The following is a 25,094-nucleotide window of genomic DNA, read 5'->3' as shown; positions in this document are numbered from 1 at the left end:
GAATGAATTTTCGCCTGACCAGCCTGGCTGTTGCCAGCGTCCTTCTGGTGGGTTGTGCCAGTTCAAAGCCGGCGAATAGCGATCCTGCTGAACGCAGCGATCCGTTCGAAGGCTTTAACCGCACGATGTTTAACTTTAACTACAACGTGCTTGACCCCTATCTGCTGCGTCCGGTAGCGGTGGCCTGGCGTGACTATGTGCCGGTCCCGGCGCGTACCGGCCTGAGCAACTTCCTGGGCAACCTTGAGGAGCCAGCCAGCATGGTCAACGCCATTCTGGTAGGGGATGGACGCGATGCGGGCATTCACTTTACCCGTTTCTTCCTGAACAGCGTGCTGGGCCTGGGCGGTTTCATCGACGTTGCCGGTAAAGCGAACCCGGCGCTGGCGCGTGAAGAGCCGCACCGTTTCGGGACCACGCTCGGCCACTATGGCGTCGGCTATGGCCCCTACGTCGAACTGCCTGCGTACGGCAGCTTCACGGTCCGTCAGGATGGCGGCGACTACGTGGATACGCTCTATCCGATCCTCGGCTGGCTCACCTGGCCGATGTCGATCGGTAAGTGGACGCTTGAAGGGATTGAGTCCCGTGCGCAGCTGCTGGATTCCGATGGCATCCTGAAACAGCAGCGCGACCCTTATGCCTTTATCCGCAACGCCTACTTCCAGCGTCACGACTTCCTGGCGCGCGGCGGTAAGCTGAAGCCGGAAGATAATCCTAACGCGGCGGCGATTCAGGATGACCTGAAGGATATCGACGCGCCGTAGTTGCAGGCGAGCAGGCTGCGGATCCGGTATGCGATCCGCAGCCATAAAAAAAGGGCGACTCATCCGGGTCGCCCTTTTTTTCATGCCGTCTGTCAGAACTTATAGTTAAAGTTTGCGCCGTAGAGCCACGCCTTACCTTCAGAGGTAAAGGTATAGGGGCCTTCTTTCACCGTCACTTTCTGTCCATGCATGTAAGAGATGCCTACATCCACCGAGGCATCATCGTTAAAGGCATAGGAGGTCCCGGCGCTCAGCCACAGACGATCCTGGTCGGGAATGGAGATGGAACGCTTGTCGGCGGGCACCGGACTGTCGTCAAACGCGATACCGGTGCGGAAAGTCCAGTTTTTGTCGTAGGAGTAGGTGGTGCCCAGCGCGATGCGGTAGGCATCGTGGAAGCTCTCATCTTTATAGAACAGCGTCTGGCCATTCGATCCGGTCGCTTTCAGCTCCTGGAACTGACTCCAGCTGGTGTACGCCATGCTGTAGTGCACCGCCCACTGCGGCGCCACTTTATGCCAGCCCGACACTTCCCACATCTCCGGCAGGTTCAGCGTTAACGCGCCCGGAACGGTGGTGCCGCTGGTGCCATAAGGGATGCCGGTCACGGTCGGATTGTTCACCGCATTCAGGCGCGATGAGAGGCTGCTCTTATAATCGCCATCGAAATCGACTTTGACTTCTGAACGGTAGGTAAAGCCGAAGCGGTTATTCTCATCCACTTCATACAGGACACCAGCGTTCCAGCCGTAGCCCCACTCGTCGCCTTTCAGATGGGCCACCTGCGTGTCTGCCGGTACGCCCAGTCTCGCGCCGGATTCACCCGCATAACGTTCAATTTTAGCTTTTGCATAGACCGCATCAAAACCGACGCCCACGCTGAAATGTTCATTTAACCGGTAGGCGGTGCTCAGATTGAAGTTGCCGGTGACCAGGTCGGTCTTGCCGCCATAGCCGCCTGCGGTGTAACCATTATTAAACTCTGTTGCTAAGCCGTAGTTAGAGGTGGCTGACGCCCCGATCCACCACTGATCGTTAATAGGCTGAACGTAATGAATATTCGGCACCCACTGATTCGGGGCAATATTATTCGCATCCAGGCTGCGTCCGCTGGGACTGCGACCACTGATATTGACGTCCGGCGCAATATACACCGCACCGATAGAAAACTCTGGGCGATCCATTAACGCCATGGTTGCCGGGTTACGGCTGGCGGAGGCTGCCGTATCACCCATTGCCCCTTCGCCTGAATATGCGCGACCTAAACCAATCGAAGAGAACTCATTTAACTGAAACCCAGCTGCGTAAACGTGTGAAGAGACAAGCGCCACTGCAGCCGCCACGGCTGACTTTGCAAACAGGTTTTTATGGTTCATGACCACAACCTCATGTGAATTATTATTTAACGCTATAACGTCGCGTAACAAAGGACGGCGGATTGTAGGGACTGACGTAAAGCGCACATATCAGACCAGTGCGGAGAGTATAGGTCCGACCTGTGTGCAAGTTGCAATATTGTTTTTAAAATATTTCAGGTTTGATCGTTTAAAAGTCGATCTGCATAACAAAACTGACCTGATTCTGCACAGCATACCGATTCCAGTTTGTTCTGGATCAATTTTTATTGTGATATTCGTCACTTAGCGCCAGGCGCGTGGCACATCCTCAGGCAAGCAGGTAAAATTTCGGCCATAAAATCGCTCAACCACCCGATTGCGGGTCAGGAGAATGAAATGACTGATGCCATTAAAAAATGCAGTGCGAATGAAACCGCCGCCTGCTGTTGTGTCGATGTGGGTACGGTGATGGATAACACCGATTGCACCGCCAGCTGGTCTGAGTGGTTTGCCAGCCGCGCGGAAGCGGACGCTAAATTAGCGCAGCTGACCCGGCGCGCCCGCGAGGTAGAGTCGGAACCCTGTGTCATTGCAGCCCGCTTCAGCGACGTGAATCAGGGCGTGCAGCTCGACATCGATTTCACGTTCAGCTGCCAGGCAGAAACCCTGATTTTCCAGCTCGGTTTGCGCTAAATCCCCCGACGCCGCGTCACTGCGGCGTTTTTCATTTTCGTGTTTCTCTTCGCACTTTTTCCTTTCCGGTATTGGCGGCTCACCCGCTTGTGGTTAACACTGATCAGGTCAGACCTCTTCAGGCAATGATGCCACAGTCCCAGCCACAGGTGAGAACAATGAGCAAAGCGCAGCCGCTGCTGACGCGCGATGGTGAACGCATCGCAATAACCCACGGGTTACGCACCCCTTTTCTGCGCCAGGCGACCGGCTTTCATGGCATCCCCGCCATTGAGCTGGGGCGAATGGTGGTCAGCGAATTAATGGCGCGCAGTGAGCTGCCGCCGGAGGTTATCGAACAGCTGGTCTTTGGTCAGGTGGTGCAGATGCCGGAAGCGCCAAACATTGCGCGCGAGATTGTCCTGAGCAGCGGGCTCGGCGTGCAGACCGATGCTTACAGCGTCAGTCGCGCCTGCGCCACCAGTTTTCAGGCGGTTGCCAGCGTGGCGGAGAGCCTGATGGCGGGCACCATCTCGGCGGGCATCGCCGGTGGCGCGGACTCCTCGTCCGTGCTGCCGATTGGCGTCAGCAAAACCCTGGCGCGTGCGCTGGTGGATCTCAACAAAGCCCGCAGCGTCGGACAAAAACTGCAGATCCTGCGCCGTCTGCGCCCGCGCGATCTGCTGCCGGTGCCGCCCGCCGTGGCGGAGTACTCCACCGGGCTGCGGATGGGCGACACGGCAGAGCAGATGGCGAAAAGTCACGGCATTACGCGGCAAGCCCAGGATGCGCTGGCGCTGCGTTCTCATCAGCGTGCCGCCCGAGCCTGGCAATCCGGCGTTCTGCAGCAGGAGGTGATGGCAGCCTTTGTGCCGCCGTGGAAAAGCGCCATCGATCAGGACAACAATGTGCGCATGGACGCGAAAGCTGAAGATTACGCCCGGCTGCGTCCGGCGTTTGACCGTCAGCACGGCAGCGTCACCGCCGCCAATAGCACGCCGCTGACCGATGGTGCGGCCGCGGTGATTCTGATGCGCGAAGGCCGTGCCCGGGAGCTGGGCCTCAGCCCGCTGGGCTATCTGCGCAGCTACGCCTTTACGGCAATTGATGTCCAACAGGATATGTTGCTGGGGCCTGCGTATGCCTCGCCGCTGGCGCTGGATCGGGCCGGGGTCACGCTGGATGATCTGACGCTGATTGATATGCATGAAGCTTTTGCAGCCCAGACGCTGAGTAACCTGCAGCTGTTCCGCGATGAGCGCTTTGCCCGGGAGGTGCTGAATCGTCCGCATGCGCTGGGCGAAGTAAATGAAGAGCGCTTCAACGTGCTGGGCGGATCGATTGCCTATGGTCATCCGTTTGCCGCGACGGGCGCGCGCATGATCACGCAGACGCTGAACGAACTCCGGCGGCGCGGCGGCGGGCTGGGACTGGTCACGGCCTGCGCGGCGGGTGGTCTGGGTGCGGCAATGGTTCTGGAGGCCGAATAATGGAGCAGAAAGCGTTTCATCTGACGATGCGCGGCGATCACGTCGGCATCATTACTATTGATGTTCCCGGCGAGAAGATGAACACCCTGAAAGCGGAATTTGCCGCAGAGATCACGGCCATTATTGCGGAGGCGCGGCGCGATCCGCAGCTGGCGGGGCTGGTGCTAATCTCCGGTAAAACGGACAACTTTATCGCTGGCGCAGACATCAGCATGATCGACCGCTGCCAGAGTGCGCAGGAAGCCGAAGCGCTGGCAAAGCAGGGCCAGGAGGTGATGGCCGCCCTGGATGCGCTGCCGTTTCCGGTGGTCGCGGCGATTCACGGCGCCTGTCTCGGTGGCGGCCTGGAACTGGCGCTGGCGTGCGATGCGCGCATCTGCTCGCTGGATGATAAAACCCGGCTCGGGCTGCCGGAAGTACAGCTCGGCCTGCTGCCGGGGTCAGGCGGTACCCAGCGATTGCCGCGGTTGATCGGCGTCCGGCAGGCGCTGCCGCTGATCCTGACCGGCAAAAGCGTGCGGGCGAAGCAGGCGCGCAGGCTGGGGATCGTTGACGACGCCGTGCCCCGGTCGATTCTGCTGGAAACCGCCATCGCCAGGGTAAAGAAAGGCAAGGTCAGCGGACGAGCGCTGCCGCTGCGTGACCGTCTGCTGCAGGGTCCAGCCGGTCGTCAGGCGCTGTTCACGCTGGCGGCCCGCCAGACGGCCGCGAAAACCCAGGGTAACTATCCGGCGGCACAGCGCATCATCGATGTAGTGCGCACCGGGCTGGCGCAGGGCAGCCGGGCCGGTCACGAGGCGGAAGCGCGCGCCTTCGGTGAACTGGCGATGACGCCCGAATCAGTCGCACTGCGCGGGATTTTCTTCGCCACGACCGCCATGAAAAAGGAGCGGGGCGGAGAGGCGGAACCCGCCAGCGTCAGACATGTTGCGGTGCTTGGCGGCGGTCTGATGGGCGGCGGTATCGCCAGCGTCACCGCCATCCACGCCGGCTTGCCGGTGCGCATCAAAGATATCAGCCTGGAAGGGGTTAACCACGCGCTGAAAAGCAGCTGGGAGCTGCTGAGCAAAAAGGTCAGGCGACGTCAGATTACCCCGGCACAGCGTCAGCAGCAGATGGCCCGCATTACCGGCGGCATCGATTATCAGGGCTTTGCCCGGCGCGATGTGGTGATCGAAGCCGTCTTTGAGGATCTGGCGCTGAAGCAGCAGATGGTTCGCGAAGTGGAAGCACACTGCCAGCCCCATACGCTGTTTGCCTCCAACACCTCCTCGCTGCCGATTGCGGAGATCGCCGCAGGTGCGCAGCGCCCGGAGAATGTGATCGGGCTGCACTACTTCAGTCCGGTAGAGAAGATGCCGCTGGTGGAGGTGATCCCCCATCTCAATACCTCCACCGCGACGCTGGTGACCACGGTGGCACTGGCGCGCAGCCAGGGCAAAACGCCTGTTGTGGTGGCGGACAAGCCTGGCTTTTATGTTAACCGTATCCTGACGCCCTACATCAATGAGGCGATGCGTTGTCTGCTGGAAGGGGAGCCGATCGACCATATCGATCGCGCGCTGGTGAAGGCCGGGTTCCCGGTAGGGCCGCTGCAGTTGCTGGATGAGGTCGGTATCGACGTTGGCAGTAAAATCAGCCCGATTCTGGAGCAGGCTTACGGTGAACGCTTTGCCGCGCCCGCCGCGTTTGATGCGGTGCTGAAGGATGGGCGCAAAGGCCGTAAAAACCGCAAAGGCTTCTATCGCTATGACCAGCCTCGCTGGCAGCGTAAAAAACCTGATGCTTCGCTCTATGCGCTGCTGAAGGTGACGCCGCAGGCCCGTCAGAGCGAAGCGGAGATTGCGGAACGCTGCCTGATGATGATGCTCAATGAGGCGGCTCGCTGTCTTGATGAACAGGTGATTCGCTGTGCCCGCGATGGGGATATTGGCGCGGTGTTTGGCATCGGTTTTCCGCCTTTCCTGGGCGGTCCGTTCCACTACATCGACCGGCTGGGGGCGGCAGAAGTTGTTAACCGATTAACCCGGCTTACGCAGCGTTATGGCGACCGGTTTACCCCCTGTGACGCGCTGATTCAGGCGGCCAGAAAATAGACGAAATTTTACATTTCTGCTGAAAGTGGAATAACCAACCCAATTCAGCGGGTTAGAAATGCGCCGCCAGAGTGTGCGGCGCAGCATGATTCTGAGAAGTGCTTATTTAATAAACAACCGGTTGACTATACTGAAGTCATTAGGGTAAAACACAGCGTTCACTCGCAGAGTGAAGAGTCTGGCGCGACGCGCCGGGCGATATCGACAAACAACAGCGGTGCTTTATGCAAGTTTTTATCATGCGTCACGGCGATGCGGCTCTGGAAGCAGCCAGTGATTCTGTCAGGCCTTTAACCTTATGTGGCTGCGATGAATCCCGTCAGATGGCTCACTGGCTGAACAGCCAGACGCCGGAAATTGAGCGTGTCCTGGTGAGTCCCTATTTACGCGCGCAGCAGACGCTCGCTACCGTGCGTGAAGCCTTCTCCCTGCCTGAAAATCAGGATGTGCTGCCGGAGTTAACGCCGGGTGGCGATCCCGAACGCGTCGGCTGCTATCTGCAGATGCTGGCGAACGAAGGCGTGAAATCGGCTCTGGTGATCTCACACCTGCCGCTGGTTGGCTATTTAGTCTCTGAGCTCTGCCCGCAGGAAGCACCGCCGATGTTTGCCACGTCTGCGATCGCCTGCGTAGAGTTTGACCCTGCAGAGCATGCCGGCAAACTGCTCTGGCAGGTCAGTCCGAAAAAGCTGGCCAAAGCTATCTGATCCCGCCGGGCCGCTAACACCGGCCCTCTTCTTAAGGCAACACGGGCGGTTGCCACTCCTCAATTTCAATCAGCACCAGCAGCGCGGCGTCGCCGCCGAACAGTTTCGGTGCCTGATGAAAAGCCATCACCCACGGATGCTGGGCCAGCCAGAGCGGCGTCTGCTGCTTCAGAATATGTTTTCCATGACCGGTCATAACGCTGGCGCAGAACAGATGTTCACGGCGGCAGGCGGCGATCAGAGCGCCCAGCTCCTGCTTGGCCTGCTGCTGTGTCAGGCCGTGCAGGTCGAGGAAAATTTCCGGCGTGTAGTCGCCGCGCCGCAGTTTTTTCAGCTCAAAGTGGCTGACGTCGGCGCGCACATAGCGGGTTGCGCCTTCGGTCGACAGCAGCGGCTGAAACTCATCCGAGAAGTAGTGGCTGTTGTCCGCCTGCTCTGAAAGCAGACGTTTTATCGGCACCTGGCGCGTTTTTACTGGCGCTTTATGGACAAAAGTGTCCTGTTTTAACTGACGCGTGCCAGTCATTAACTGGCGAAACAGCGCCTGATCATCCGGGCTTAAGGGCGTTTTTTTACTCATGGCAGGTCAGTCATATCAGAAAAGGCTGTCACACAGCAGAGCCGATACCTTACCGTTAAGTATGATTAATTGTCAGCTTTTTCACCTCGCTGCGCTGAATTCTCTCCGGCTTCATGGCACACTACTGGCCGATTTAGCAAAAGGCCTGCGGAGGGCTACGTGGACAAAATTTTCGTCGATGAGGCAGTGAACGAACTGCACACTATTCAGGACATGCTGCGCTGGGCGGTCAGCCGCTTTTCCGCTGCCGGAATCTGGTACGGGCATGGCACAGATAACCCCTGGGACGAAGCCGTTCAACTGGTCCTGCCGTCACTCTGGCTGCCGCTGGATATTCCTGAAGATATGCGCAATGCGCGTCTGACCGCCAGCGAACGTCTCTTAATCGTTGAACGCGTGATCCGTCGCGTCAACGAGCGCATCCCGGTCGCCTATCTGACCAACAAAGCCTGGTTCTGCGGCCACGAATTTTTTGTGGATGAGCGCGTGCTGGTGCCGCGTTCACCCATCGGCGAACTGATAGAGAACCGCTTTGCCGGTCTGGTCAGCACACCACCGCGTCATATTCTTGATATGTGTACCGGCAGCGGCTGTATCGCGATCGCCTGCGCCTACGCCTTCCCGGAAGCGGAAGTCGATGCGGTTGATATCTCTACCGGTGCGCTGGCGGTGGCCGAGCAGAACATCGAAGAGCATGGCCTTATCCATCAGGTTACGCCAATCCGCGCCGACCTGTTCCGTGAACTGCCGCCGCTGAAATATGATCTGATCGTCACCAATCCGCCTTATGTGGATGCGGAAGATATGGACGATCTGCCGAACGAATATCGCCACGAGCCGGAGCTTGGTCTGGCGGCCGGCAGCGACGGCCTGAAGCTGGTGCGCCGCATTCTGGCCTGCGCGCCTGACTACCTCAGCGAGCAGGGCGTTCTGGTCTGCGAAGTGGGCAACAGCATGGTGCACATGATCGAGCAGTATCCTGATGTGCCGTTCACCTGGCTGGAATTCGACAACGGCGGGGATGGTGTCTTTACCCTGACGCGCCAGCAGATCGTCGACGCACAACACCATTTCTCTTTTTACAAAGACTAAAAGTGGGGCGACGCCTCGCCCGCCGAACTCTGACAAGGAAACAGCATGGCCGGAAACAGCATCGGGCAATTTTTTCGAGTAACCACCTTTGGCGAATCCCACGGTCTGGCGCTGGGCTGTATCGTTGACGGCGTGCCGCCGGGCATTCCGCTGACGGAAGCCGATATCCAGCACGATCTCGATCGTCGTCGTCCTGGCACCTCGCGCTACACCACACAGCGCCGCGAGCCGGATCAGGTGAAAATTTTGTCGGGTGTTTTTGAAGGGGTCACCACCGGCACCTCCATCGGCCTGCTGATTGAGAACACCGATCAGCGGTCGCAGGATTACGGTGCCATTAAAGATCTCTTCCGTCCGGGCCATGCTGATTACACCTACGAACAGAAATATGGTCAGCGCGACTATCGTGGCGGTGGCCGCTCGTCAGCGCGCGAAACCGCGATGCGCGTGGCGGCGGGGGCGATTGCCAAAAAGTATCTGCAGATGAAGCATGGCGTGGTGGTGCGCGGCTATCTGGCGCAGATCGGTGACGTCGCCTGCGAGCTGAAGGACTGGAGCATTGTTGAACAGAACCCGTTCTTCTGCCCGGATGCCGACAAGCTGGAGGCGCTGGATGAGTTGATGCGTGGCCTGAAAAAAGAGGGCGACTCCATTGGCGCAAAAGTCACGGTGATGGCGGACAACGTGCCGCCGGGCTTGGGCGAGCCGGTGTTTGATCGTCTGGATGCCGATCTGGCGCATGCGCTGATGAGCATCAATGCGGTGAAAGGGGTCGAAATCGGTGACGGTTTTGCCGTCGTGAACCAGCGCGGCAGCCAGCATCGCGACGAAATCCGCCGCGAGGGTTTCCAGAGTAACCATGCGGGCGGCATTCTGGGCGGCATCAGCAGCGGCCAGACCATCAGCGCCAACCTGGCGATGAAACCGACCTCCAGCATCACCGTACCGGGCAAAACCATTACCCGTGACGGCGAAGAGGTGGAGATGATCACCAAAGGCCGCCACGATCCCTGCGTCGGGATCCGCGCTGTGCCGATCGCCGAGGCGATGATGGCGATCGTCCTGATGGATCATCTGCTGCGCCAGCGGGCGCAGAACGGTGACGTCAACAGCACCGTGCCGCGCTGGTGATGGGATGAAGAGACTCCTGCTTATCCTGAGCGCGCTGCTGGTCAGCGCCTCCAGCCTGGCAGCCACGCCGTGGCAGCGAATTCAGCAGCCTATCAGCGGCGCACCGCAGTCCATCGGTGGCTTCGCCAACGGCTGCATTGTCGGCGCCGAGGCGTTGCCGCTCAATTCGCCTCACTATCAGGTGATGCGTCAGGATCAGCGTCGCTATTTCGGTCATCCCGATCTGATTCAGTTTATTCAGCGACTCAGTAACCAGGTGCACAACCTGCAGCTGGGCAATGTGCTGATCGGCGATATGGGGATGGCAGCAGGTGGCCGCTTCAGCAGCGGTCACGCCAGCCACCAGACCGGGCTCGACGTCGATATCTGGCTGCAGCTGCCGAAAACCCGCTGGAGCGCGCAGCAGCTGCTGAAGCCGCAGCCGCTGGATCTGGTGGGGCCGGGCGATCGCAATGTGATTGCCCGCCACTGGCAGCCGGAAATCGATAGCCTGATCAAACTGGCTGCGAAAGATGATGAAGTCACACGCATTTTCGTCAATCCGGCGATCAAAAAGCAGCTGTGTGCCGATGCCGGAAGCGACCGGGCATGGCTGCGAAAAGTGCGTCCGTGGTTCGCGCATCGCGCCCATATGCATGTGCGGCTGCGCTGCCCGGCGGGCAGTCCGGGCTGTGAAGAGCAGCCAGAACCGCCTGTGGGTGACGGCTGTGGTGCCGAGTTGCAGAGCTGGTTCCTGCCGAAGCAGCCGGGTTCCGGTGCGCCCGTGAAACGCGAGCCGCCACCGCTTCCGCCTGCCTGTCAGGCCCTGCTGGATAAACATCTACTGTAAGGGATTCCATGGATTGGTTTGTGGTCAGCCCGCTGCTGGTCGGGCTGCTGTTTTTAATCGCTATGCTCGCCGGTTTTATCGATTCCATCGCGGGTGGCGGCGGGTTACTGACCGTGCCTTCGCTGCTGGCTGCGGGTCTCTCTCCGGCTCAGGCGCTGGCGACCAATAAACTGCAGTCGGTTGGCGGATCGTTCTCCGCCAGCCTCTATTTTGTCCGGCGCGGTGCCGTCAAACTCAATGAGCAGTGGCTGAACATCGCCATGACGCTGCTGGGCTCGGTGCTGGGGGCGATCCTGATCCAGCGCCTGCAGGCTGATTTCCTGCGCCAGATGCTGCCGCTGTTTTTAATCGCTATCGGCCTGTGGTTCCTGCTGATGCCCCGCCTGGGGGAAGTGGATCAGACGCGCCGCCTGCACGGCCTTGCCTATGCGCTGGTCGGCGGCGGGGCGATTGGATTTTACGACGGATTTTTCGGACCCGGAGCAGGCTCCTTCTATGCGCTGGCGTTTGTCACGCTCTGCGGCTACAACCTCGCCAAAGCGACTGCCCATGCCAAGGTGCTTAACTTCACCTCCAACGTGGGCAGCCTGCTGTTCTTTATGTTTGGCGGCAAAGTTGTCTGGGGAACCGGTCTGATTATGATGCTCGGTGCGTTCTGTGGCGCACGCATGGGCGCCCGGCTGGTGCTGAGCCGCGGACAGAAACTGATCCGCCCGATGGTGGTGATTGTCTCCGCCGTCATGAGCATGAAATTATTGTGGGACAGCCACGGCAGCGCCGTTATGGCCTGGCTTGCCACGCTGCAATCGTAACTTTTCGCGTGATACCGTCATGAACCCGACCCATCATTACGAACAGCTGATTACGCTGTTCGATCGCTGCTTCAGCGATGAATTTCAGACCCGTCTAATTAAAGGCGACGATGAACCCATCTATCTTCCCGCTGACGAAACGTCGCCGTGGAACCGGGTGGTCTTCGCCCACGGCTTTTACGCCAGCGCCCTGCATGAAATCTCTCACTGGTGCATCGCCGGGGAAGCCCGTCGCAGGCTGGTCGATTTTGGCTACTGGTATTGCCCGGATGGCCGCGATGCACAGACGCAGAGCCAGTTTGAAGCGGTCGAAGTGAAGCCGCAGGCGCTGGAGTGGATGTTTTGTACCGCGGCAGGCTTTCCCTTCAACGTGAGTTGTGACAATCTCGATGGAGATTGTGAGCCGGATCGCATTGCGTTTCAGCGTAAGGTACATGCTCAGGTGATGAGTTATCTGGCGTCGGGCATTCCCGCTCGTCCCGCGCGTTTTATTACCGCCCTGGCGGAATTTTATGGCAGACCGCCATTAACCGCGTCACAGTTTCCCTGGCCGGACGATCTGTGATGCAGCAAGGCATGATTAAAAGAGGAATTGAGATGATCGCAGAATTTGAAGCGCGTATTCTGGCCCTGATTGACGACATGGTTGATCATGCCAGCGACGATGAGCTGTTCGCCAGCGGTTATCTGCGCGGGCACCTGACTCTGGCGGTCGCGGAAGTCGAGCAGCTGGATGAACACACCCCGGAGGCGCTGCAGATCCAGGTGTCACGCAGCCTGCAAAATGCCATTGCCGCCGGTGAACTCTCGCCGCGCGACCAGGCCCTGGTCGTCGGCATGTGGGATAACCTGTTCGTTCAGGCTCGTCAGATTTCCGCGTAAATCGTGTCGGGCGGCGTGCCGCCCGATGCGTCTGTCAGACTGCTTTTCCCTTCAGTAATTTTCTGACCCAGTAACGATTCGGATTGAGCGCCGCCAATGTCGCAGCATCCAGCGGCTGCGGTTCGCCCGCCAGCTGGGCTGCCAGCACTTCGGCCACCAGCGGTGCACTGCACAGGCCGCGTGAACCCAGCGCGCCAGCGATAAACAAGCCCGGCAGATCGGGTGCCTCAGCGACCTCACCGCCGCTGGCCAGTGTAGCCTGCAGGTCGGCATACTGCGCCAGCGTCGCCGCATAATCGGGTACGCTGCCCACCATCGGCAGGTGATCGCGCGATGCGCAGCGCACGCCCATTCTCGCTTCGCCGTCACTGACATCGACGGTTCTGGCCCACTCGCCGTCCGGCAGACAACGCACCAGGCGACTGCGGTTCTCCTGCTGATCCGCTTCGCGATAATCGGTGGCCGTCTCGCCCCGACGGTAGCTGGCACCAATGCAGTGCGTTCCAAACTGCGGGCTGACAGGCGTCAGATAGCCGTCGTAGCAGAGCACCGTCTGCAGCGCATCGAGGCCCGGCGTAGAAGGAACGTGGCTGACCTGACCGGCCACCGCATAGGTCGGCAGCGGGGCGCTTTGGATAAAGTCAGCAATCGTGTGACCGTTCGTCAGCACGACGCTGGTGTGGCGAACCGCCGGACGATCGCGGAAGGTCAGCGTCCACTGTTCATCTTCGCGTGAAAGCGCCTCGACACGGTGCAGCCAGTGAATGCGCAGACCCTGGGTTTCGCCCCAGGCCAGCATCGCTGTGGTCAGTTCAGCCGGTGAGAGCCAGCCGCCCTGCGGATAGAAAATACCCTCATGACCATGTTTAACATTCGCCAGCCTTTCTGCCTCAGCGACATTGACACGATGGGCGATCGTCTCAGGCAGCCCCATCGACAGCATCTGATCGATCTTTTTACGGCTCTTCTCATCCCAGCCCAGCTGTAGCACGCCGCTCCAGGCGTGTTCATAGCTGACGTTCAGCTGGTCATAGCACCGCCGGGCGAAGCCAAAGGCCGCCGGAAAGAAGGTCGCCAGGGCTGGATCGTGCTGGTTAAGAAGCGGATAGAGCGCCCCCTGACGGTTGCCGGAGGCACCCAGTGCAGGCGCTTCATCGGCACAATAGAGCGTCACCCGCCAGCCACGACGCAGCAGCGCCAGCGCCAGGGTGGCACTGGCAACGCCACCGCCAATCAGGGCCACCTCGCGCTGTTCAGCGGCGCGACGGTGATACCACGGCTGCGGGCAGCGCAGTAAAGGCGCATCCTGCAGTGTGCCGCACAGCATCTCCCGCTTGGGGCCAAATCCTTTGCGACGGATAACCTCAAAGCCCGCCTGCTGCAGCCCGCGCCGCACAAAACCGGCGGCGGTGAAGGTAGCAAAGGTCGCCTGCGGCCGCGTCAGCCTTGCCATCATGCCGAACAGCTCTGGCGTCCACATATCGGGGTTCTTCGAGGGGGCAAACCCATCCAGGAACCAGGCATCCACCTGGCGATGCAGACTTTCATCCAGCTGATCCCTCAGCGCGTTTATATCCCCCAGCCAGAGATCCAGCGTGACGCGGCCGCCATCAAACAGCAGCCGCTGACAGCCGGGCAGGGCGGCAGGCCACTGCGCCTGCAGCGCCCCGGCCCAGTGTGCCAGTTCAGGCCAGTGCTGATGGGCCGCCGCCAGATCGGCGCGGGTCAGGGGGAATTTTTCAAAGCTGATAAAATGCAGCCGTCGGAGGGTGGCATCCGGCTGTTCACGCTGGAAGGTGTCAAACGCCTGCCACAGTGTCAGAAAATTGAGGCCGGTGCCGAATCCGCTTTCCGCCACGATCAGCAGGTCGCGTGGATGCGCAGCAAAACGTTGGGGAAAACCGTTCCCGCCGAGGAAGACATAGCGCGTCTCCTCCAGACCGTTGTCATTGGAGAAATAGACGTCATCAAACGCTCGGGAAACAGGTGTACCCTGTTCATTCCAGTTTAGCTGTGCATGTTCAACCGGGGTTAATTTCACGGCAAAGGCTCATTTTTCAGGCAGTGGCGCGATTCTAACGACCCGCGTGACATGACGCAAATTTACAAAAGGAAATAGCTGATCGGACTTGTTCGGCGTACAAGTGTACGCTAGAGTGCATGCCAATTAAGAAGAAGTGGATGAGGAAGATTGAATGAAACGTGCTGTGATTACTGGCTTAGGGATCGTTTCCAGTATTGGTAATAACCAGCAGGAAGTGCTGTCATCTCTGCGTGAAGGACGCTCTGGCATCACCTTTTCTGAAGAGATGAAAGATTCCGGCATGCGTAGTCACGTCTGGGGTAACGTTAAATTAGATACCACCGGCCTCATCGATCGCAAAGTTGTGCGTTTTATGAGTGATGCGTCCATCTATGCTTATCTCTCCATGGAAGAAGCGATTAAAGATTCCGGTCTCAGCGCTGAAATGTATCAGAGCAACCCGCGCGTGGGTCTGATTGCAGGTTCAGGCGGCGGTTCGCCACGTTTTCAGGTCTTTGGTGCCGACGCCATGCGCAGCCCGCGTGGTCTGAAAGCCGTGGGTCCCTATGTCGTGACTAAGGCGATGGCTTCCGGTGTCTCTGCCTGCCTCGCCACGCCCTTTAAAATTCATGGCGTAAACTACTCGATCAGCTCCGCCTGTGCCACCTCTGCGCACTGCATCGGTAACGCGGTTGAGCAGATTCAGCTGGGCAAACAGGATATCGTTTTTGCCGGTGGCGGCGAAGAGCTGTGCTGGGAAATGGCCTGTGAGTTCGATGCGATGGGCGCACTCTCTACCCGCTACAACGACACGCCAGAAAAAGCGTCACGCACCTATGATAACGAGCGCGACGGCTTTGTTATCGCCGGTGGCGGTGGCATGGTTGTGGTTGAAGAGCTGGAGCATGCGCTGGCCCGTGGTGCGCACATCTATGCCGAAATCGTCGGTTACGGTGCAACCTCCGACGGTGCAGACATGGTTGCGCCGTCAGGCGAAGGCGCAGTGCGCTGTATGAAGATGGCGATGAACGGTGTGGATACCCCAATCGACTATCTGAACAGTCACGGCACCTCCACGCCGGTGGGTGACGTGAAAGAGCTGGGTGCCATCCGTGAAGTGTTCGGCGACAACACGCCATACATCTCTGCAACCAAAGCTATGACCGGTCACTCACTGGGTGCGGCGGGCGTGCAGGAGGCGATCTACTCACTGCTGATGCTGGAACATGGCTTTATCGCGCCAAGCATCAACATCAGTTCACTCGATGCGGCGGCGGAAGGCATGAATATCGTCACCCAGCCGATGGAAAAAGAGCTGACCACGGTGATGTCCAACAGCTTCGGCTTCGGTGGCACCAACGCTACGCTGACCATGCGTAAATATCAGGCGTAATCGTTACGTCAGGACAGAGAAGGGCCGGCCTGCCGGCCCTTTTTATTTGCCCGCCGCCGCGCGCTTCGCTGTCACATTGACGTTTCACCTGGCGTAGGGCGCATCCGTCTGAACGCTCCCTCCCCGCACCTGTTTCACGCTCCGCCTTAACCCGCCTGCAGCAGCTCTGACAATTTTTCGCATCCTGCCACGATCTCGTCCGGCGTCAGCGCCGCAAAGCCCAGGATCCAGCCCTGCTGGGGCATGGGCCCGGCATAGAGCGGGCTCAGACGCGGCAGCAGCAGACCCCGTTGTGCCGCCAGCGCCGTGAGTCGCACCTCCTCCTTTGGTGCCTGCTGCTGCAGTTTCACCGTGACCTGCAGGCCGCCGCCGCTGGCCATCGGGGTGAGCCAGGGTGACAGCCGCTGCGTAATCTGCGCCAGCAGAAGATCCCGACGACTGTGATAGAGCTGCCGCATCAGCCGCAGATGGCTGGCGAAGTGTCCCTGTTGCAGAAAAGCGGCGGTGATCGCCTGTGACAGCAGGGCACTGTGGCCGTCCAGCACGCTGCGCGCCTGGCCGAGAGGGGTAATCAGCGCGGGCGGAACCACCATCCAGGCCAGCCGCAATGAAGGAAACAGCGACTTAGAAAAGGTGCCCAGCGTGATCACCCGCTGACAGCGATCCAGGCCCTGTAGCGCCGGAATGGGACGTTCGTCGTAATGAAATTCGCTGTCATAATCGTCCTCGATCAGCCAGCTCTGGTGGCGCTGCGCCCACGCCAGCCACGCCAGACGTCGTGGCAGGCTCAGCGTGACGCCCGTGGGATAGTGATGCGAGGGGGTCAGGTACATCAGCTTTGCGCTGCCGCTGGCGGGCAGGGCACCTTCAGCGTCCACCTCAATGCCGCGCACCTGCGCGCCTGCGGCCAGAAACGCATTGCGGGCGCCGGGATAACCGGGCTCCTCCATCCACACCTCATCACCCGGATCGACCAGCATCATAGCCAGCAGCTGTAGTGCCTGCTGCGAACTGGTTAGAATGATGACCTGCTCCGGCTGGCACACGACGCCCCTGGCAAGCGACAGATAATCGGCGAGGGCGCTGCGCAGCGGCAGATAGCCGCACGGGTCGCCATACCCCATGGCAGCACTGCCCAGGCTGCGCTGCACGCTGCTGGTTAACCGCCGCCAGAGATCGTGAGGAAACGCGCGCAACTCCGGCGAACCGGCGGCAAACGCATGGGGAAAAGGGGGATCCTGACAGCCGCCGGTCGCCAGCACCTGCCGGCCTCGCGCCGAGAACCGGGCAGGCTGAGGGCGGACCGGCGACGACGGCGGGCTGACGGGAACGGTAATGGCAACAAAGGTGCCACGGCCTGTCTCGCGTCGCAGATAGCCTTCACTCTCCAGCTGCCCGTAAGCCGCCTCCACCGTGACGCGGGAGAGTCGCAGGTCCTGCGCCAGCTGTCGGCTGGAAGGCAACTGCTGCCCGGCGTGCAGATGGTGACGGTGGATTGCCAGCCGCAGTGTGGCGCAGAGACGTTCCCGCACGCCGCCGCTCGTCTGATGCTGAAAAAGCTGTAACAGCGGAGAGCTCATATGGGTCTTATACCTGATGGGGAATGGGTATCAGAAAGCAGTCCAATTTGCCCTAAACTGGTCGTTCACCACAACAGGAGAAGCGCGATGTCATCAGTTTTACGCACAGCGGCCGCAACGCCGCAGGAAAGCCTGGCGTATTTACAGGCAAAACTCACTTACTACACCGATGCCTGGGATCTGGCGGAAGACTTAGGGCAGCAGTGCACCGGGATCGTGGTGATCGATGCGCGCGCCCCGGACGCCTATCGCGCCGGGCACATCAGCGGCGCGATTAACTTCCCGCATCGCAGCATGAACGCGGAGACCACGGCCCGGCTCGACCGCAGCAAAGTCTATGTCACCTATTGTGACGGCATCGGCTGCAACGGCTCGACCAAAGCGGCCCTGAAGCTGGCTTCGCTGGGATTTCAGGTCAAGGAGCTGACTGGCGGGCTGGATTTCTGGAAACGGGAGGGTCATCCGCTGACGTGGGGGGAGGCGGCGGGCGAATGGCCCGTTTCCGGGCCTGCGGCATCCTGCGGCTGCTGATTCAGAACACCAGCCAGAGCAGGAAGATGACTAACAGCGCGACAAACAGGCCCAGCAGGGGACGCTGAGCCAGAGGTTGCAGGCCCGCGGGCAGGGAGGCGACAAACGGCGACCAGATCGGCTGCGGCCTGATCTCGCCGGGCGCCAGCGGCTGCTCATGCAGCTTTTCTGCCCGCTCAGCGCGACGGCTGAACAGGAAGTTAAGCAGATCCTGCGTCTGGGTCACGGTGAGCACAGTCTGCGGCGTCGCCTGGAAACGCTGCTGGCTGTACTCCTCCAGCTGACTCTGCTCCTGCTTATCCAGCGGCTGTTTCAGGGACGCTTCCAGCAGTTGCAGCGTCGGTGCGCTCTGCTGGCTCAGCGTCTGGCGCACCTGCAGATACTGGGTCAGCAGCGGAAAGTGGCGCGACGGGATCGGGTCGCCGCTGGTCAGATTCACCAGCTTCAGTGCCGCCGACCACAGCTTGCCGGTTGATTCACCGGTAGCAGCCGCCAGACGAATGACCTGCTGGTTCAGCGTATGGTGTTCAGCAGGCAGCAGGGTGCGATCGCTGACGCGGATCTGCTGCGGCTGCGGGATCGTCATCTGCCCGTTCTGCAGCATGGTCAGCACCTGGCGCAGCTGATCCTGACTCAGTGCGCTCAGCACGGTCTGACCAAACTGCTGACGGATAAAATCGCTGACCGCCTGACGGTTGTTGCCTTTTGGCAGCAGTTCGGTGAGCTGGGTCATCAGCTGACGCGTGGCATGCCCGTTCTGGGCCTGGGTCAGACGGCTGTTAAGGTACTGTTCCGCTAGGGGAAAGTGGCGCGACTGCAACTCAGCTTCGCTCTTCACGCCGACCTCATGCCGCACACCCGCCCAGAGTTCAGGCGCTTTGAGATTGCTGAGCGAAGAGATACGCACGATCAGACGTTCTAAGGTGGTGCGCTGAGCAGGGGAGAGCGGCTGCTCACCAGCCACCGAACCGTGACGTGACGCGCCGGTTTGCGGATTGACAGATGAACGATCGCCGACCGGCACACCGGGGCCGCTGAGAGGTTGCATGGCGGATTCCTTGGAAAAACAGAACAGCGTGGGGTGCGCCGGAATAAGAATAGGCCATGATAGCAAAAGCCCCCGTGAAATCCCACGGGGGACATCTGTTTGATGCGAGATTTACTCTTCCGCCAGCTTCAGGCGATGACGACGCCAGCGTTTCCAGAGTGGCGGGACAAGCAGGACTGCAATCGCCAGCACCAGCAGCACTTTGCAAATCAGGCTTTCCCACAGGATCACCAGATTGCCGTTACTGATCGACAGGGCGCGGCGCAGGTTCTGCTCCAGCATTTCACCCAGCACAAAGCCCAGGATCAGAGGCGACATCGGGAAGTCCATTTTGCGCAGGATATAACCGAATATCCCCAGGCCGACCATCAGCAGCAGATCGAAGGTGGTGCTGTGCACGGCATAAACGCCCACGGCGGAAATCGCGGCGATGGCTGGCACCAGGAACCAGAGCGGGATGCTCAGCATGCGGGCGAAGACGTTGATCATCGGAATGTTCATCACCAGCAGCATAACGTTGCCAATCAGCAGTGCCGCGATCAGACCCCAGACGATATCCGGCTGCTCGACAAACATCGCCGGCCCCGGCGTGATGTTATAGAGCGTCAGGGCGCCGACCATCACCGCCGTCGTGCCGGAGCCAGGGATCCCCAGCGTCAGCATCGGGATAAAGGAGCCACAGGCGGAGGCGTTGTTTGCCGCTTCCGGGGCGGCCACGCCGCGAATATCACCTTTACCGAACTGGTCACTGCCGCTGATTTTTTTCTCCGTCATATAGGCGATGGCGCTGGCGATGGTCGCACCGGCACCCGGCAGAACGCCGACAAAAAAGCCCAGGAAGGAGGAGCGCAGCGTTGCACCGGTTGCCATCGCCGCCTCTTTCATGTTGAACATCATGCGGCCGCTGGCCCGCACCGCCTTCTGACCACTGCTGGTGGATTCCAGCATCAGCAGAATTTCACTCACCGAGAACAGGCCAATTACGACGACCACAAACTGAATGCCGTCGGAGAGGTGGACGCTTTCGAAGGTAAAGCGGTAGACGCCGGTATTCGCATCCACCCCGACCGTCGCCATGCCCAGGCCGATTAAGGCGGCAAGGAACGACTTCAGCGGATTGTGGCTCATCATGCTGCCCAGGCAGGCGATGGCGAACACCATCAGGGCAAAATATTCTGCCGGGCCGAACGCCAGCGACCAGCTGGCCAGCAGCGGAGCAAACAGAATGATCCCCAGGATAGCGATGGTGGAGCCGATAAAGGAGCTGACCGCCGAGATGGAGAGGGCAACGCCCGCTTTGCCCTGTTGCGCCATCGGGTAACCATCCAGCGCGGTCATGATGGCTCCGGCATCGCCCGGCACGTTGAGCAGAATCGAGGAGATTCGCCCTCCATATTCACAGCCGATGTAAACCGTTGCCAGCAGGATCAGCGCCGATTCGGCCGGCAGGTGCAGCGCAAACGCCAGCGGCATCAGAATCGCCACCCCGTTAATCGGGCCGAGACCAGGCAGCAGGCCGACGATGGTGCCGATAAAGCAGCCGATCAGGGCAATCAGCAGATTCTCTGGCGTCATGGCGACGGCAAAGCCCTGCATTAAAAAGGACCAGGTATCCATGATGCTCTCCTTAACTCAGCCAGCTGCCGACCGGAAGCGTGACTTCCAGCAGACGGTCAAATGCGTAAAACAGTGAGGTGCCCATCACCAGCCCGGCCAGCGCGGCGGCCCACCAGCGCGCGCCAAACAGCAGGCCAATGCCAAAGGTCAGCAGCGTCGTGCAGATGGCAAAGCCCAGCGTCTCGAACAGCCAGCCATAGAGCATCATCATCACCGCCAGCGCCGCCAGCCGTTTCAGGGTGCCGCTGGCAGGCCACTGAATAGTGTCCGGTTTACGAAAAAGCATCAGCACGGCGCAGATAGCCATCAGGCCCAGGATCGCCATCGGGAACGGACGCGGCCCCACCGGTTCGTAACTGTATTCACTCTGAATCTGCCAGGCCACCACCATGCCGCCGAGGCACAGTGCCAGCCACAGGGCAGCAAAAATACGATCGCTCATCATCTGCTCCCGTTATTTGTTATTTGGCCAGGCCAAAGGATTTTGCCTGCTCACGGTAATCTGCCACCTGCTTCTTCACGTAGCTGTCGAGCGCCTGACCGGTCAGGTTAAACTCGAACAGGCCGCGCAGGTCGCGCTGCTTTTTGAACTCCGGCGTCTCTGTCATCTTTTTGAACGCCTCTTCCCACCACTGATAATCGGCATCGCTGACTTTGGGACCCAAGTAGTAGCCGCGGATCACCGGCCAGACGATGTTAAAACCCTGCTCTTTGGCGGTCGGCACCTCCGCCAGCTGGCCCGGCAGACGCTGATCGGACATCACGGCCAGCACCCGCATTTTGCCGCCCTGCAGGTGCGGCACCATTTCACTCATGTCACCGGAGACCACCTGAATGTGGTTGCCGAGCAGCGCCGTCACCGGCTCACCGCCGCCCTCAAAGGCGACATAGCGCATCTTGCGGGGATCGATACCGGCTTCGCGTGCCAGCAGCGCGGTCTTCATCCAGTCCTGGCTGCCGATGGACGCTCCGGCACCCACCACCACTTTGGTGGGATCTTCTTTCATAGCCGCCATCAGCTCACCCAGGGTTTTCCACGGCGCGTCATCACGCACCGCCACCATGCCGTAATCGGTGCCGACGGCCGCCAGCCACTTCACGTCGTCAACGGTATAGCGGCCAAATTTGCCCTGAGAGAGGTTAAGCAGCGAGCCGCCGGAGAAGGCGACAACGGTGCCCGCTTCGGCCGGACGCTGGGCGATAATGGCGTTATAGGCGACCGCACCGACGCCGCCGGGCATGTAGGTGACGCGCATCGGCGTCTTAATCTGGCCGGTTTCCTGCAGTGAGACCTGCAACAGTTTGCAGGTCAGATCAAAACCGCCGCCGGGTTTCGCGGGCGCGATACATTCGGTGCGGCCCGGCCCCTCTGCGGCGACGGCATGGGTCGCCATCAGCGTCAGCAGGGTGGTGGCGAGGGCGGCAGGCATTAATTTTTTCATTGCAGGCTCCATTCATTCATCCAGAGTGTGATTGCTGCTGAAACATCAGCGTTATCGAATTGTTAAGACAGCTACCTTTCATTTACCTTTCAGGGAGCGGATTTAATAACAGGATGTGATATGCGTCTCTTACTGGTGGAAGATACGGCTGACCTGGCGCGCTGGCTGCAGAAGGCGCTGACGCAAAAAGGGTTTGCGGTTGACTGGGTAGCGGATGGCGTGGCGGCCGATCACGCGTTGCAGTGTGAAGCCTATGCGCTGGTGGTGCTGGATGTCTCTCTGCCTCGGATCGATGGCCTGGAGGTGCTGACCCGTCTGCGGCGGCGGGGTCAGAGCGTGCCGGTGCTGTTGCTGACCGCGCACAGTGCGCTGGACGATCGGGTGCGCGGCCTGAACCTGGGCGCGGATGACTACCTGACCAAACCCTTTGAGCTGGATGAGCTGGAAGCGCGGCTACGGGCGCTGCTGCGGCGCAGTCAGAGTCAGACCCCGCAGAATCAGTCGCTGGGCCAGCTGAGGCTGGACAGCGAAGGCTATTTCCTGCTGGCCGACAGGCCGCTGGCGCTGACGCCGCGCGAATCGAGCGTCCTGACGACGCTGATGCAGCGTCATGGCCGGCCGGTCTCCCGGCAGTTTCTCTATGAGCAGACCTTCAGCCTGGCGGATGAAGCCAGCCCGGAGAGTATCGAGCTTTACGTGCACCGCGTCAGAAAAAAACTGGCAGGCAGCGATGTGGCGATCGTGACGCTGCGCGGGCTGGGCTACAGCCTGGAAACGCTGCCATGCGGCTGACGCATTCGCTGCGGGGTGAGCTGCTGGCCTGGTTTGGCCTGCCGCTGCTGTTGCTCTGGGCGCTGTCGGTTTACACCCACTATCAGAGCGGGCTGGCGGCCGCGAATCAGGCTTACGATCGCTCGCTGCTGGCGTCCGCCCGGACGGTGGCGGAGCGGCTGGTGGTGCGGCGGCAGCATCTGGAGGTGGATGTCCCCTGGGTCGTGCTCGACAGTTTTGAGCGCAACATGAACGATCAGCTCTTCTACCAGGTGATCTCCCCGGAGGGCAAAACGTTATCCGGTTACAACGACCTGCCGCCGATCCCCATCACCAGCAAAATGTCCACTGCCTATCCGGCGCTGGTGCACTTCTATGACGGCCGCTATCACCAGCAACGCATCCGGGTTGCAGCACTCTGGCAGCCGGTGAGCGAGTCAGGTGTGGATGGCATGGCGCTGGTGCTGGTGGCCGAAACCATTCACTCCCGGCAGGAGTTTGCCCGCGGGCTGATGCGAACCGCGCTGATCAGCCAGAGCGGACTGGTACTGATGACACTGCTGCTGGCGGGCCTGATGCTGCGCCGGGTGTTGCGCCCGCTGCGGCGGCTGTCCCGCACCGTGTTACAGCGCGACGGCGGTGAATTGACGCCACTTCCCTCGCTGCCCTGGTCGGAACTGCAACCGCTGATCATCGCCTTTAACCGCTATCTTGCCCGGTTGCGGGGGCTGCTGGCGCGCCAGGATCGTTTCAGTGCTGACGCGGCGCACCAGCTGCGGACGCCGCTCACCATCCTGAAAACGCAGGTCAGCGTTGCGCTCAGCAGTGAACGTCCCGAAGCCTGGCAGGAGAGTCTGCTCGGTATGCGCCATACGCTGGATGAGACTATTGTCCTGACCGATCGGCTGTTGCAGTTAGCCCGCATCAAAGCGCGTCACGGCGAGGATAAACCGATGACGCGGGTGGATCTGGCGGCCATCGTGCGCGACGCCTGCTTCAGCCGCTATACGGCGGCCCGCACCCGGCAGATCGATCTGGGCTATGAAGGAGAAGAGAGCAGCCTGATCGCGGGCGATGGCGTGCTGATTGGCGAACTCTGCGCCAATCTGCTGGACAACGCGATCAAATATACCCCCTGTCACGGCATTGTCACCGCCCGGGTAAGGGCGGGCGGGCTGGAAATTGAGGACAGCGGGCCGGGCATCGAGGGGGCGGAGCAGCTGAAAGCGTTACAGCCTTTTCAGCGGCTGGACAATGCCGGGATGCAGCCGGGCGCCGGTATCGGCCTGGCGCTGGTGCAGGATATCTGCGCCTGGCATGGCGCGACCCTGCAGCTGGATCGCAGTCCGCAACTCGGCGGACTGCGGGTGACGGTACGGTTTACAACGGATGCAGGTTAGTCGCTTTTCGCCGGGTGAGGGGAGTACGCAGCCGCTGCGCCAGGATCACACCAGCGAGGGTCAGACCGCCACCAATCCAGTGGTAGCTGTGCAGATGTTCATGCAGAAACAGCACGGCGATCAGGGCGGTAAACAGCGGGATCAGATTCATAAAGATACTGGTGGTGCTGGCCCCCAGGCGCTGCACGCCGTGGATCCACAAAAAGGGCGCGATGATCGAGGCGAACAGGCCGGCAAACAGCACCAGCGGCAGGTTGTGCAGGTTCAGTGCGATCGTCGGTGCCAGCAGGAAGCCTGGCAGTAACAGCAGCACACCAAAGAAAATCTGTACGTAGAGGCTGTGCCAGATCGGCAGCGGCAGCGCCCAGCGGCGGGTCAGCACGCCATAGAGCGCATAGGCAGTCGAGGCGGCCAGCATCATCAGTTCTCCCTTGCCCAGCCCCTGGCTCAGCAACCGGGTGACGTTGCCCTCGCTCACCAGCCACACCAGGCCGGTAAAGGAGATCACACTGCCGAGCAGGATCCCGAGCGTCGGGGCAATCCGCAGGATCACCACGCTCAGCAGCACCGTAAACAGCGGGATCAGCGCACCAATAATCCCCATAAAGAGCGCGCTGACGCTGTGCGCGGCGTAATAGGCCAGGCTCTGATAAAGTGCCATTCCCAGCAGACCGAGCAGTGCCAGCCGCCACAGATGCGGCTTAATCGTCTGACGCGTGCGCCAGACGCCAGGCAGCACAAACGGCGTCAGCACCAGCAGCGCCAGCAGCCAGCGATAGAATGAGATCGCCGAGGGATCGATCGCGCTGGCCGAAAGCTTGCTGACAATCGAGTTAATCGACCAGATCACGACCGCAACAAGCGGATAAAGAAAAAACATGCTGACGCTCCGGA

Annotated in this window: 24 protein-coding genes; 15 read left to right on the top strand and 9 right to left on the bottom strand. The window is 60.3% G+C overall.

From position 1 onward, the window contains the following. The first annotated feature begins 2 nt into the window (after window positions 1-2). Window positions 3-767, top strand: a complete 765-nt coding sequence (mlaA, locus tag AB1748_RS14550) for a phospholipid-binding lipoprotein MlaA (protein WP_111141419.1) — start codon at window positions 3-5, stop codon at window positions 765-767. 92 nt (window positions 768-859) lie between these two features. Here mlaA and fadL read toward each other — a convergent pair whose 3' ends face one another. Further along, window positions 860-2,143 carry a long-chain fatty acid transporter FadL gene (fadL, locus tag AB1748_RS14545; RefSeq protein ID WP_111141418.1) on the bottom strand — a complete coding sequence of 428 codons (1,284 nt, stop codon included), beginning with the start codon at window positions 2,141-2,143 and terminating at the stop codon, window positions 860-862. A gap of 357 nt (window positions 2,144-2,500) precedes the next feature. Between fadL and AB1748_RS14540 the strand changes: the two genes are divergently transcribed. The 4 genes from AB1748_RS14540 to sixA all read left to right on the top strand — a co-directional run bounded on the left by AB1748_RS14540 (window position 2,501) and on the right by sixA (window position 7,069). Further along, complete coding sequence (locus tag AB1748_RS14540; RefSeq protein WP_111141417.1) at window positions 2,501-2,797, top strand: YfcZ/YiiS family protein; 297 nt, start codon at window positions 2,501-2,503, stop codon at window positions 2,795-2,797. 158 nt (window positions 2,798-2,955) lie between these two features. Further along, entirely contained in the window at window positions 2,956-4,266 is a 1,311-nt protein-coding gene (gene fadI, locus AB1748_RS14535) for an acetyl-CoA C-acyltransferase FadI (RefSeq protein ID WP_111141416.1), read from the top strand. Beyond that, window positions 4,266-6,362, top strand: coding sequence for a fatty acid oxidation complex subunit alpha FadJ (gene fadJ, locus AB1748_RS14530; protein WP_111141415.1), 2,097 nt, complete (start codon window positions 4,266-4,268; stop codon window positions 6,360-6,362). The genes fadI and fadJ overlap by 1 nt, the downstream gene beginning before the upstream one ends. Before the next feature lie 224 nt (window positions 6,363-6,586). Continuing rightward, window positions 6,587-7,069: a phosphohistidine phosphatase SixA gene (sixA, locus tag AB1748_RS14525; protein ID WP_111141414.1), complete on the top strand. Its 483-nt coding sequence runs from the start codon at window positions 6,587-6,589 to the stop codon at window positions 7,067-7,069. A gap of 31 nt (window positions 7,070-7,100) precedes the next feature. Here sixA and smrB read toward each other — a convergent pair whose 3' ends face one another. Continuing rightward, complete coding sequence (gene smrB, locus AB1748_RS14520) at window positions 7,101-7,649, bottom strand: endonuclease SmrB (protein ID WP_111141413.1); 549 nt, start codon at window positions 7,647-7,649, stop codon at window positions 7,101-7,103. A 159-nt stretch (window positions 7,650-7,808) separates the two neighbouring features. On the opposite strand from smrB, the gene prmB reads away from it, so the two are divergent. From prmB to AB1748_RS14490, 6 genes are read left to right on the top strand one after another with little or no spacing between them, the layout of a single operon-like run. Further along, window positions 7,809-8,741 carry a 50S ribosomal protein L3 N(5)-glutamine methyltransferase gene (prmB, locus tag AB1748_RS14515; protein ID WP_111141412.1) on the top strand — a complete coding sequence of 311 codons (933 nt, stop codon included), beginning with the start codon at window positions 7,809-7,811 and terminating at the stop codon, window positions 8,739-8,741. Between the two features lie 45 nt (window positions 8,742-8,786). Further along, complete coding sequence (gene aroC / locus AB1748_RS14510) at window positions 8,787-9,872, top strand: chorismate synthase (RefSeq protein WP_111141411.1); 1,086 nt, start codon at window positions 8,787-8,789, stop codon at window positions 9,870-9,872. 4 nt (window positions 9,873-9,876) lie between these two features. Further along, entirely contained in the window at window positions 9,877-10,701 is an 825-nt protein-coding gene (gene mepA / locus AB1748_RS14505; RefSeq protein WP_111141410.1) for a penicillin-insensitive murein endopeptidase, read from the top strand. Window positions 10,702-10,709: 8 nt separating this feature from the next. Then, entirely contained in the window at window positions 10,710-11,513 is an 804-nt protein-coding gene (locus AB1748_RS14500) for a sulfite exporter TauE/SafE family protein (RefSeq protein WP_111141409.1), read from the top strand. A gap of 19 nt (window positions 11,514-11,532) precedes the next feature. Next, window positions 11,533-12,078 (top strand): elongation factor P hydroxylase, encoded by a 546-nt coding sequence (locus tag AB1748_RS14495; protein ID WP_367395663.1) that lies wholly within the window; start codon window positions 11,533-11,535, stop codon window positions 12,076-12,078. Window positions 12,079-12,110: 32 nt separating this feature from the next. After that, window positions 12,111-12,395, top strand: coding sequence for a YfcL family protein (locus AB1748_RS14490; RefSeq protein ID WP_111141407.1), 285 nt, complete (start codon window positions 12,111-12,113; stop codon window positions 12,393-12,395). Between the two features lie 34 nt (window positions 12,396-12,429). On the opposite strand, the gene mnmC is transcribed toward AB1748_RS14490, so the two are convergent. Beyond that, a complete protein-coding gene (mnmC, locus tag AB1748_RS14485; protein WP_367395662.1) occupies window positions 12,430-14,436 on the bottom strand; it encodes a bifunctional tRNA (5-methylaminomethyl-2-thiouridine)(34)-methyltransferase MnmD/FAD-dependent 5-carboxymethylaminomethyl-2-thiouridine(34) oxidoreductase MnmC in 2,007 nt (668 codons plus the stop codon). Between the two features lie 154 nt (window positions 14,437-14,590). On the opposite strand from mnmC, the gene fabB reads away from it, so the two are divergent. After that, window positions 14,591-15,811 (top strand): beta-ketoacyl-ACP synthase I, encoded by a 1,221-nt coding sequence (gene fabB, locus AB1748_RS14480; RefSeq protein WP_111140438.1) that lies wholly within the window; start codon window positions 14,591-14,593, stop codon window positions 15,809-15,811. A 146-nt stretch (window positions 15,812-15,957) separates the two neighbouring features. Here fabB and AB1748_RS14475 read toward each other — a convergent pair whose 3' ends face one another. Further along, window positions 15,958-17,391: a PLP-dependent aminotransferase family protein gene (locus AB1748_RS14475; RefSeq protein ID WP_111140439.1), complete on the bottom strand. Its 1,434-nt coding sequence runs from the start codon at window positions 17,389-17,391 to the stop codon at window positions 15,958-15,960. Between the two features lie 87 nt (window positions 17,392-17,478). On the opposite strand from AB1748_RS14475, the gene AB1748_RS14470 reads away from it, so the two are divergent. After that, window positions 17,479-17,922 carry a rhodanese-like domain-containing protein gene (locus AB1748_RS14470; protein ID WP_111140440.1) on the top strand — a complete coding sequence of 148 codons (444 nt, stop codon included), beginning with the start codon at window positions 17,479-17,481 and terminating at the stop codon, window positions 17,920-17,922. Between the two features lies 1 nt (window position 17,923). Here AB1748_RS14470 and flk read toward each other — a convergent pair whose 3' ends face one another. The 4 genes from flk to AB1748_RS14450 form a co-directional block, all read right to left on the bottom strand. Continuing rightward, the gene (gene flk / locus AB1748_RS14465) at window positions 17,924-18,970 is read right to left on the bottom strand and encodes a flagella biosynthesis regulator Flk (RefSeq protein ID WP_111140441.1); all 1,047 of its coding nucleotides are present in this window, start codon (window positions 18,968-18,970) and stop codon (window positions 17,924-17,926) included. Between the two features lie 111 nt (window positions 18,971-19,081). Beyond that, complete coding sequence (locus tag AB1748_RS14460; protein WP_111140442.1) at window positions 19,082-20,587, bottom strand: tripartite tricarboxylate transporter permease; 1,506 nt, start codon at window positions 20,585-20,587, stop codon at window positions 19,082-19,084. Between the two features lie 10 nt (window positions 20,588-20,597). Further along, the gene (locus AB1748_RS14455) at window positions 20,598-21,029 is read right to left on the bottom strand and encodes a tripartite tricarboxylate transporter TctB family protein (protein WP_111140443.1); all 432 of its coding nucleotides are present in this window, start codon (window positions 21,027-21,029) and stop codon (window positions 20,598-20,600) included. A gap of 19 nt (window positions 21,030-21,048) precedes the next feature. Then, window positions 21,049-22,029, bottom strand: coding sequence for a tripartite tricarboxylate transporter substrate binding protein (locus tag AB1748_RS14450; protein ID WP_293772035.1), 981 nt, complete (start codon window positions 22,027-22,029; stop codon window positions 21,049-21,051). A 120-nt stretch (window positions 22,030-22,149) separates the two neighbouring features. Between AB1748_RS14450 and tctD the strand changes: the two genes are divergently transcribed. Both tctD and AB1748_RS14440 read left to right on the top strand, forming a co-directional pair. Continuing rightward, on the top strand, window positions 22,150-22,821 hold the full coding sequence (gene tctD / locus AB1748_RS14445; RefSeq protein WP_293772032.1) for a transcriptional regulator TctD: 672 nt from the start codon (window positions 22,150-22,152) through the stop codon (window positions 22,819-22,821). Continuing rightward, window positions 22,812-24,200, top strand: coding sequence for a sensor histidine kinase (locus AB1748_RS14440; protein WP_111140446.1), 1,389 nt, complete (start codon window positions 22,812-22,814; stop codon window positions 24,198-24,200). The genes tctD and AB1748_RS14440 overlap by 10 nt, the downstream gene beginning before the upstream one ends. Here the strand turns inward: AB1748_RS14440 and AB1748_RS14435 are convergent. Beyond that, complete coding sequence (locus AB1748_RS14435; RefSeq protein WP_367395661.1) at window positions 24,181-25,080, bottom strand: DMT family transporter; 900 nt, start codon at window positions 25,078-25,080, stop codon at window positions 24,181-24,183. The genes AB1748_RS14440 and AB1748_RS14435 overlap by 20 nt on opposite strands. Window positions 25,081-25,094: the final 14 nt, after the last annotated feature.

Source organism: Pantoea sp. Ep11b, assembly GCF_040783975.1.
Classification (GTDB): domain Bacteria; phylum Pseudomonadota; class Gammaproteobacteria; order Enterobacterales; family Enterobacteriaceae; genus Pantoea.
This window is presented reverse-complemented; position numbering and strand designations above follow the sequence as displayed.

Bases quoted from the DNA above. Each gene is read 5' to 3' on its own strand.
- mlaA (WP_111141419.1), top strand. From the start codon at position 3: ATGAATTTTCGCCTGACCAGCCTGGCTGTTGCCAGCGTCCTTCTGGTG.
- fadL (WP_111141418.1), bottom strand. From the start codon at position 2,143: ATGAACCATAAAAACCTGTTTGCAAAGTCAGCCGTGGCGGCTGCAGTG.
- AB1748_RS14540 (WP_111141417.1), top strand. From the start codon at position 2,501: ATGACTGATGCCATTAAAAAATGCAGTGCGAATGAAACCGCCGCCTGC.
- fadI (WP_111141416.1), top strand. From the start codon at position 2,956: ATGAGCAAAGCGCAGCCGCTGCTGACGCGCGATGGTGAACGCATCGCA.
- fadJ (WP_111141415.1), top strand. From the start codon at position 4,266: ATGGAGCAGAAAGCGTTTCATCTGACGATGCGCGGCGATCACGTCGGC.
- sixA (WP_111141414.1), top strand. From the start codon at position 6,587: ATGCAAGTTTTTATCATGCGTCACGGCGATGCGGCTCTGGAAGCAGCC.
- smrB (WP_111141413.1), bottom strand. From the start codon at position 7,649: ATGAGTAAAAAAACGCCCTTAAGCCCGGATGATCAGGCGCTGTTTCGC.
- aroC (WP_111141411.1), top strand. From the start codon at position 8,787: ATGGCCGGAAACAGCATCGGGCAATTTTTTCGAGTAACCACCTTTGGC.
- mepA (WP_111141410.1), top strand. From the start codon at position 9,877: ATGAAGAGACTCCTGCTTATCCTGAGCGCGCTGCTGGTCAGCGCCTCC.
- AB1748_RS14500 (WP_111141409.1), top strand. From the start codon at position 10,710: ATGGATTGGTTTGTGGTCAGCCCGCTGCTGGTCGGGCTGCTGTTTTTA.
- AB1748_RS14495 (WP_367395663.1), top strand. From the start codon at position 11,533: ATGAACCCGACCCATCATTACGAACAGCTGATTACGCTGTTCGATCGC.
- AB1748_RS14490 (WP_111141407.1), top strand. From the start codon at position 12,111: ATGATCGCAGAATTTGAAGCGCGTATTCTGGCCCTGATTGACGACATG.
- fabB (WP_111140438.1), top strand. From the start codon at position 14,591: ATGAAACGTGCTGTGATTACTGGCTTAGGGATCGTTTCCAGTATTGGT.
- AB1748_RS14475 (WP_111140439.1), bottom strand. From the start codon at position 17,391: ATGAGCTCTCCGCTGTTACAGCTTTTTCAGCATCAGACGAGCGGCGGC.
- AB1748_RS14470 (WP_111140440.1), top strand. From the start codon at position 17,479: ATGTCATCAGTTTTACGCACAGCGGCCGCAACGCCGCAGGAAAGCCTG.
- flk (WP_111140441.1), bottom strand. From the start codon at position 18,970: ATGCAACCTCTCAGCGGCCCCGGTGTGCCGGTCGGCGATCGTTCATCT.
- AB1748_RS14460 (WP_111140442.1), bottom strand. From the start codon at position 20,587: ATGGATACCTGGTCCTTTTTAATGCAGGGCTTTGCCGTCGCCATGACG.
- AB1748_RS14455 (WP_111140443.1), bottom strand. From the start codon at position 21,029: ATGAGCGATCGTATTTTTGCTGCCCTGTGGCTGGCACTGTGCCTCGGC.
- AB1748_RS14450 (WP_293772035.1), bottom strand. From the start codon at position 22,029: ATGAAAAAATTAATGCCTGCCGCCCTCGCCACCACCCTGCTGACGCTG.
- tctD (WP_293772032.1), top strand. From the start codon at position 22,150: ATGCGTCTCTTACTGGTGGAAGATACGGCTGACCTGGCGCGCTGGCTG.
- AB1748_RS14440 (WP_111140446.1), top strand. From the start codon at position 22,812: ATGCGGCTGACGCATTCGCTGCGGGGTGAGCTGCTGGCCTGGTTTGGC.
- AB1748_RS14435 (WP_367395661.1), bottom strand. From the start codon at position 25,080: ATGTTTTTTCTTTATCCGCTTGTTGCGGTCGTGATCTGGTCGATTAAC.